Source organism: Pseudomonas sp. JE3303, assembly GCF_056312565.1.
Map to the genome: position 1 here is coordinate 94,943 of NZ_JBWGIF010000016.1, position 6,262 is coordinate 101,204.

Consider the following 6,262-nt stretch of genomic DNA (forward strand, 5'->3'; position numbering starts at 1 on the left):
CCACCAGTGAGCAATATAGTGCACAGAGATTCCAGCCACCGGGCGTCGGTACTGCAACACGTCAGCCAGAATATCCGCCGCCTGCGCACCGCCGCCGGGCTGAGTCAAAGCGCCTTGGCCGAGAAGTCCGGGGTCAGCCGACGCATGCTCGTGGCAATCGAGGGTGGCGAGAACAATGTCAGCCTCACTACCCTTGACCTGATCGCCGAGGCGCTCGGGGTGGCCTTCAGTTTCCTGATCCAGGCCCCGGAGCAGCGCGACCCGCGGCGTATCAACGAGCTGGCCTGGGCGGGGGAACACCCTGGCAGCAAGGCGGTGCTGCTGGCCAGCTGCCCGGCCAGCCGCGAGGTTGAACTGTGGGAGTGGCGCCTGGAGCCGGGAGAGCATTACAGCAGCGATATCGACGCCGACGGATGGAGCGAGCAGTTGTACGTTTTTGAAGGCTGCCTGACTTTGGTGATCGAAGGCCAGGAACACTTGCTACAGGCGGGCGAGTTCTTCGCCTTCCCCAGCAACTGCCGTCACGGGTATCGCAATGACGGCGTTGCGGTTACCCGCTTCGTACGCAATGTGGTGATCTGAGGCCTGGCGAGCTCAGGCGTACCAAGGCGCGTAATGGGGGTAGCGGTCCAGCCGCGCACCGATGACCATTTCGCTGATCCACGATCCCAGCATGGCACTGTAGGCCTTCTGGCTCTCCTCGCTGGACAGCGCATGATCGGCGCCATCGACGATCCTGTGGGTGAGCGAGTGCGCATTGCTAAAGGCTGACCGATAGCTCATCAGGGTGCTGTGGGGCACGTAGTCATCCTGTTCGGACTCAACGAGCAACACATCTCCTCGAAATTCCACGCAGGCAGCCAGGGCACGGTTGTCGCCAGGGCCGAGCAGGCGTTGGCGATAGTCCTGGAGGCGCTTGCGGTCAAGTGCCTGCTTGGGAATTTGCCACTCATCGTCCCAGTACAGCGCGGGGACCCGCAGGGCCAGCCATTTCACGGGGCGCAGGGTTGTCAGCAGTGTCGCCAGGTAGCCACCATAGCTGCTGCCGATGAGGGCGACGGCGCCGCTGTCGACGGCAGGGTGGCTCACTAGCCTGTCATAGGCCGCGATCAGGTCATCGAGATTCTGCTCGCGCGTCACGCTCTGGCGCTGGCTGGCGGTTTTTTCATGGCCGCGCAGGTCGAACGTCATGCAGACGCAGCCAAGCCCGGTGATCTGGCGGGCGCGGGCGAGGTCGCGCTGCTGACTGCCGCCCCAGCCATGAACGAACAGGATGCCTGGCATCTTGCTGCCGGGGCTGACCAGGGTGCCGGCAATGCGTTCCCCGTCGACCTGCAGCTCGAGCGGTTCGCTATGGATGGTCATGGTCGCGGATGCGCGCGTACTTGCTGAGTTGTCCGAGTTCACTGTCTTCTCCTTGATAGAAGAGGGTAGCGTCTTGGGGCAGGTCAGGCTTGCCGAAGACTTCGTGGCTGGAAGCGCGTACCCGGTTGAGCCGGGGGTCATCGGCAAAGGCCTGCAGGGCCAGGATCTCGGCGCTGCTGGCACCGCCGATACGCCAGGATTGTTCAAGCACACCACTGCATTGATGCTGCGTATGGTCGAGTCCGCGGGCTATGTCATAGTTGCGCCGCGAAGCTATGAAACCCGGGAAGCTGCGCTCTGCGGCTTCTTCGTAGGCCATGGCCTGGGTGATTGCGAGACGCAGGTGGTCTTCGAGGGAGAGCTGAAGCAACGCGTCATAGCCCCCGCGCACTACTACAAGTTCGGAGCCGCCATAGACCTCCACGCCCTGGTGATCACAGGTGAGCTGCTGGGTGCCATGGTAGCTGCAGGTCAGCCCGGCAACCCGGGCCTGGCCTACGCTGAAGGTCTCCACCTGCGCGAGGTTCTCTTCAAGCACGAGGCCCCAGAGTTCCAGCATGGCGTCGTCCATTTCGGCAAGCAGAGGTTCGAGCTCTTCGGACCGCTGGATCACATGCTGACCTCGCCCAGCGCACGCCAGCACCGGCTTGACCCTGATTGGCCCATCGAGGAGGAGCAATTGCGCGGCGCGGCGTGCATCAGCCTTGCTGAACACCGTGTACCCGCGCAGTAATGCGTCCCCAGCGTAACGGGCGAACGCATTGGTCCAGCCAGGAGGAAAAGTGGCGTCGGGCAGGAGCGAGTGGGAAATCGCCTTGGTAGCCATATAAGGATGGCTGACCAGTCCGCCGAACAGGTCGGCTTCGCTGGTGATGCCGAGACTGGCGTAATGCGACGGGTCGATCAAGGTCGTGGTGGGCAGGTAATAGAGGTCTGCGCCGTGACGTGCCACATCCTCCGTATCGATCATCTCGGTACCTAGCAGGCCGGCCAGGTAGTGGCCGAGCTTGAGATGCACAGCATGCTCGTGCTCGGTGGTTCGTTCCCGCGTATCAAGCAGTACAACACCCGCTTTCTGTCTGGATGAGCGAGGCATGTTCAAGCTCTCTTGCTCAGGATGTATGGGTGTGAAGTCGGGGCTGGAGGGAAGTTCACCGTGAGTGATCGATGGGGCTGCCTGACTGGACATTGCGTGGTCGGTTGCCGGTGCGCCCCACGTGTTCCATTATCTGTGGCCAGAACCCGTCGGTGTGTCAGCAGGAGTTTGCATGAACAGTCAGTCCTCACTACCAGAGAGTATTCCGGCACGCCTGGCACGGGTGCGCGAGGTCATGACCAGGGAGGGGGTGGACGCCCTGCTGGTTCCCTCCGCTGATCCGCACCTGTCCGAGTACCTGCCGGGGTACTGGCAAGCCCGGCAGTGGTTGTCGGGCTTTCATGGCTCGGTGGGCACGCTGGTCGTTACCTGCGATTACGCAGGGCTCTGGGTTGATAGCCGCTATTGGGAGCAGGCCGAGAGTGAGCTGGCCGGTAGCGGCATCGAGCTGATGAAGCTGCGGCCGGGGCAGCCGGGGCCCTTGGATTGGCTTGCCGATACGGTCCCGGAGAACGGCGCGGTGGCTGTTGACGGCAGTGTCATGGCCGTAGCCTCGGCGCGTCAGTTGGGGGAGCGCTTCGAGGCGCGCAAGATACGGCTGCTGACCCACCTTGACCTGCCGGGTAGAGTCTGGAGCGAGCGGCCGACGCTTCCTTGCAATCCGGTCTACGAGCATCTACCGCCGCAGTCGAGCGTCTCCCGTGCCGATAAACTGGCCGCGCTGCGTCATGATCTGGTGGCCAGGAAAGCGGACTGGCACTTCATTGCCACCCTGGATGACATCGCCTGGCTGTTCAACCTGCGCGGGAGCGATGTTTCCTATAATCCCGTGTTCGTTTCTTTCGCGCTGGTCAGCCAGGAGCAGGCGACCTTGTTCGTGGCGCTGGACAAAGTCGATGATCACTTGCGTCGAGTACTTGAGCTCGCCGGCATCCTGGTACGTGACTATGCCGATATCGGCCGTGCCTTGGCATCGATTCCCGCCACCAGTAGCCTGCTCATCGATCCGGCGCGGGTGACCGTGGGTTTGCTCGAGCACCTGGGCGCGGATGTCCGGCTGGTCGAAGGACTAAATCCGACCACGCTAAGCAAGTCGCGCAAAAGCGAGAATGACCTGGAGCATATACGCCAGGCCATGGAGCATGACGGCGCCGCGCTTTGCGAGTTCTTCGCCTGGTTCGAGGCACAGCAGGGCCGCGAAGTGGTCACCGAGCTGGGCGTCGATGAGCAACTGAGCGCGGCTCGGGCCCGCCGGCCTGGGTTTGTCTCCCTGAGCTTTTCTACGATCGCGGCGTTCAACGCCAATGGCGCGATGCCGCATTATCGCGCCACCGAACAGGCCCATGCGCAGATAGAAGGCGACGGCCTGTTGCTGATCGATTCCGGGGGGCAATACCTGGGCGGGACGACCGATATCACCCGGATGGTGCCAATCGGCACGCCGAGCCTTGCGCAGAAGCAGGATTGCACGCGGGTGCTCAAGGGAGTGATCGCCTTGTCCCGGGCACGCTTCCCGCGGGGGATTCTGTCGCCCCTGCTCGACGCCATCGCGCGGGCGCCGATCTGGGCTGACCACGTGGACTACGGGCACGGTACCGGCCATGGGGTGGGCTACTTCATGAATGTGCACGAGGGGCCGCAGGTCATCGCCTACCAGGCGGCGGCCACGCCGCAGACCGCGATGCAGCCCGGCATGATCACTTCCATCGAGCCAGGCACCTACCGGCCAGGGCAATGGGGCGTGAGGATCGAAAATCTCGTGGTTACCCATGAAGCGGGGTGTAGTGAGTTCGGGGATTTTCTCGCCTTTGAAACCTTGACGCTTTGCCCCATCGACACACGCTGCCTGGTGCCGGAGATGTTGGCTCGTGAAGAGGTGAGCTGGCTCAACGCCTACCATGAAGAGGTTCGCAGGCGTCTGGCGCCATTGCTGCAGGGCGACGCTCTGGACTGGCTGATGGTGCGTACCGCGGATCTTTGAACGCTGCGCCACGAAAAAAGGGCCAGCGCTGAGCTGGCCCTTTCAGATCACTTGCAAATGACGATCATGCTGCGGCTGGTATAGCCCGCAGGGTTGATCCCGAACAGGAAGTCGCCGGGTTCCGCGTCGTCATCGCCAGCTCGGGCGATGACTTTGTAGCCCTTGCTGTCACAAGACGCCGCTGCTTTGGCGTAGCACTTGTCCCAGGAAGATGAAAGCCCGGAACAGTTGATATGCAGCCCCTTCTTGCCCCGCTTGACCTCGGTCTTGGCGGTCGCGGCGCATCCTGCAATGGCCAATACAGCCAGGATGAGCAAAATTCGTTTCATTCCTGTCCTTAATACGTGCCCAGGTCTGCGCTGGGTCTGTTCATTGCTGCTCGCTTCTTCCTTGGGTCCATTCCTCCGTGAACGGACAAGTAGATAGCTCGAAGATGATGATCGTGTGACAGCTTAACAGCACGATCGATCAGTACAACGATTGATAGAGACTCAAATGGCAGCAGTTCTCAGGTCAGTCCGCTGCAATGGGGGGCGGAGCTTCCCGGCGCATGGATAACGTGGCGCCGACGGAGGCTGTAATGATCGCTGCGATGGCCAGCCACTGTGACAGGCTGAGCACTTCGCCGAGAAACAGCAGTCCGGACAATGCACCAAAGGCAGGCTCGATGCTCATCAAGGTGCCAAAGGTCCGGGCGGGCATGCGGGTGAGGGCTACCATCTCGAGACTGTAGGGCAGGGCCGTGGACAGTATTGCGACGCCTAGCGCCACGGGCAGCAGGGCGGGTGTGAGCAGCGCGCTGCCAGCATGCACGATACCGATTGGTGCGATGAACAGTGCGGCGATCATTACACCCAGTGCGGCGGTCTGGATGCCATTTTCGGCACCCGCGCGCTGTCCGTACAATATATAGAGGGCCCAGCACACGCCGGCTCCCAATGCATAGGCGGCACCCACCAGGTCGATGGCATTCGCTGACTGACCCATGGGTATCAACAACAGCAGCCCCGCGACCGCCAACGCTATCCAGAGGAAATCCACCGCGCGTCTTGATGCATACAGCGCGACAGCCAGCGGACCGGTGAACTCCAATGCGACGGCAATGCCCAGTGGCACTGTGCGTAGCGACATATAGAAGAGGAAGTTCATGCCGCCCAGGGCAAGGCCGTAAATCACAACTGTTCGAAGGGTGCTGGCGTTGAGCTTGGCGCGCCATGGCCTGAGCAGCAGCAACATGATGACACTGGCGAATATCAGCCGCAGGGCAGTGGTGCCTTGGGCGCCGACAATGGGGAACATGCTCTTGGCGAGCGAAGCGCCCGACTGAATGGACGCCATTGCGATCAACAGCAGGCCAATGGGAAACAGCGTCGCAGCCAGGCCGCGGGTTTGGGTGTTCATTTAGATGGGGCTGTCCTTGGGTCGATGTGGCGGTGCCCCATGATGCGTAAAGATTGGCGGATGGGCAATATAGTGCGCAATTGCCAGGGTAAGGATGGTAAATCGGCTATTTAGTGACTTTATCGTAAGCAGGGGTTGACGCTCTCCCGAATCCCCTTATAATGCGCCCCACTTCCAGCGTAGTTGGAACGGAAAACTCCTTGAGAATCAACGAGTTGGATGTTCAGGACAGCAGCCGGAAGTGGCTCCGGTCGAAAGATCGGTAGCGGTGAAAAAGGTGGTTGACAGCAGGTTGAAACGCTGTAGAATTCGCCTCCCGCTAGCAGTGATGCAGCGAGTCAAGTGTTTGAAGTTAAACAGCTTTCTGGTTAAAAACTTCAAAATAAACGCTTGACAGACACAGAGGAAAGCGTAGAATG

Annotated in this window: 7 protein-coding genes; 2 read left to right on the plus strand and 5 right to left on the minus strand. The window is 61.2% G+C overall.

Annotated elements, in window-relative coordinates; genetic code table 11:
• The first annotated feature begins 18 nt into the window (after positions 1–18).
• A complete protein-coding gene (locus tag AC0ZZU_RS21835) occupies positions 19–582 on the plus strand; it encodes a helix-turn-helix domain-containing protein (RefSeq protein WP_476343360.1) in 564 nt (187 codons plus the stop codon).
• Positions 583–594: 12 nt separating this feature from the next.
• Here the strand turns inward: AC0ZZU_RS21835 and AC0ZZU_RS21840 are convergent, their stop codons facing one another.
• Positions 595–1,365, minus strand: a complete 771-nt coding sequence (locus tag AC0ZZU_RS21840) for an alpha/beta hydrolase family protein (protein ID WP_476343361.1) — start codon at positions 1,363–1,365, stop codon at positions 595–597.
• Positions 1,352–2,461: a DUF3182 family protein gene (locus tag AC0ZZU_RS21845; protein ID WP_476343362.1), complete on the minus strand. Its 1,110-nt coding sequence runs from the start codon at positions 2,459–2,461 to the stop codon at positions 1,352–1,354. Before AC0ZZU_RS21845 ends, AC0ZZU_RS21840 begins: the two co-directional genes overlap by 14 nt.
• Positions 2,462–2,633: 172 nt before the next feature.
• On the opposite strand from AC0ZZU_RS21845, the gene AC0ZZU_RS21850 reads away from it, so the two are divergent.
• The gene (locus tag AC0ZZU_RS21850; RefSeq protein ID WP_476343363.1) at positions 2,634–4,442 is read left to right on the plus strand and encodes an aminopeptidase P family protein; all 1,809 of its coding nucleotides are present in this window, start codon (positions 2,634–2,636) and stop codon (positions 4,440–4,442) included.
• A 47-nt stretch (positions 4,443–4,489) separates the two neighbouring features.
• Here the strand turns inward: AC0ZZU_RS21850 and AC0ZZU_RS21855 are convergent, their stop codons facing one another.
• The 3 genes from AC0ZZU_RS21855 to AC0ZZU_RS21865 all read right to left on the minus strand — a co-directional run.
• Complete coding sequence (locus tag AC0ZZU_RS21855; protein WP_476343364.1) at positions 4,490–4,771, minus strand: hypothetical protein; 282 nt, start codon at positions 4,769–4,771, stop codon at positions 4,490–4,492.
• 184 nt (positions 4,772–4,955) lie between these two features.
• On the minus strand, positions 4,956–5,843 hold the full coding sequence (rhtA, locus tag AC0ZZU_RS21860; protein ID WP_476343365.1) for a threonine/homoserine exporter RhtA: 888 nt from the start codon (positions 5,841–5,843) through the stop codon (positions 4,956–4,958).
• Positions 5,844–6,050: 207 nt separating this feature from the next.
• The coding region (locus tag AC0ZZU_RS21865; protein ID WP_476340034.1) for a hypothetical protein at positions 6,051–6,262 on the minus strand (212 nt) is incomplete at its 5' end.

What these genes read in the sequence shown, in the direction of transcription:
- AC0ZZU_RS21855 (WP_476343364.1), bottom strand. Translation starts at nt 4,771, where the DNA reads ATGAAACGAATTTTGCTCATCCTGGCTGTATTGGCCATTGCAGGATGC.
- AC0ZZU_RS21840 (WP_476343361.1), bottom strand. Translation starts at nt 1,365, where the DNA reads ATGACCATCCATAGCGAACCGCTCGAGCTGCAGGTCGACGGGGAACGC.
- AC0ZZU_RS21850 (WP_476343363.1), top strand. Translation starts at nt 2,634, where the DNA reads ATGAACAGTCAGTCCTCACTACCAGAGAGTATTCCGGCACGCCTGGCA.
- AC0ZZU_RS21845 (WP_476343362.1), bottom strand. Translation starts at nt 2,461, where the DNA reads ATGCCTCGCTCATCCAGACAGAAAGCGGGTGTTGTACTGCTTGATACG.
- rhtA (WP_476343365.1), bottom strand. Translation starts at nt 5,843, where the DNA reads ATGAACACCCAAACCCGCGGCCTGGCTGCGACGCTGTTTCCCATTGGC.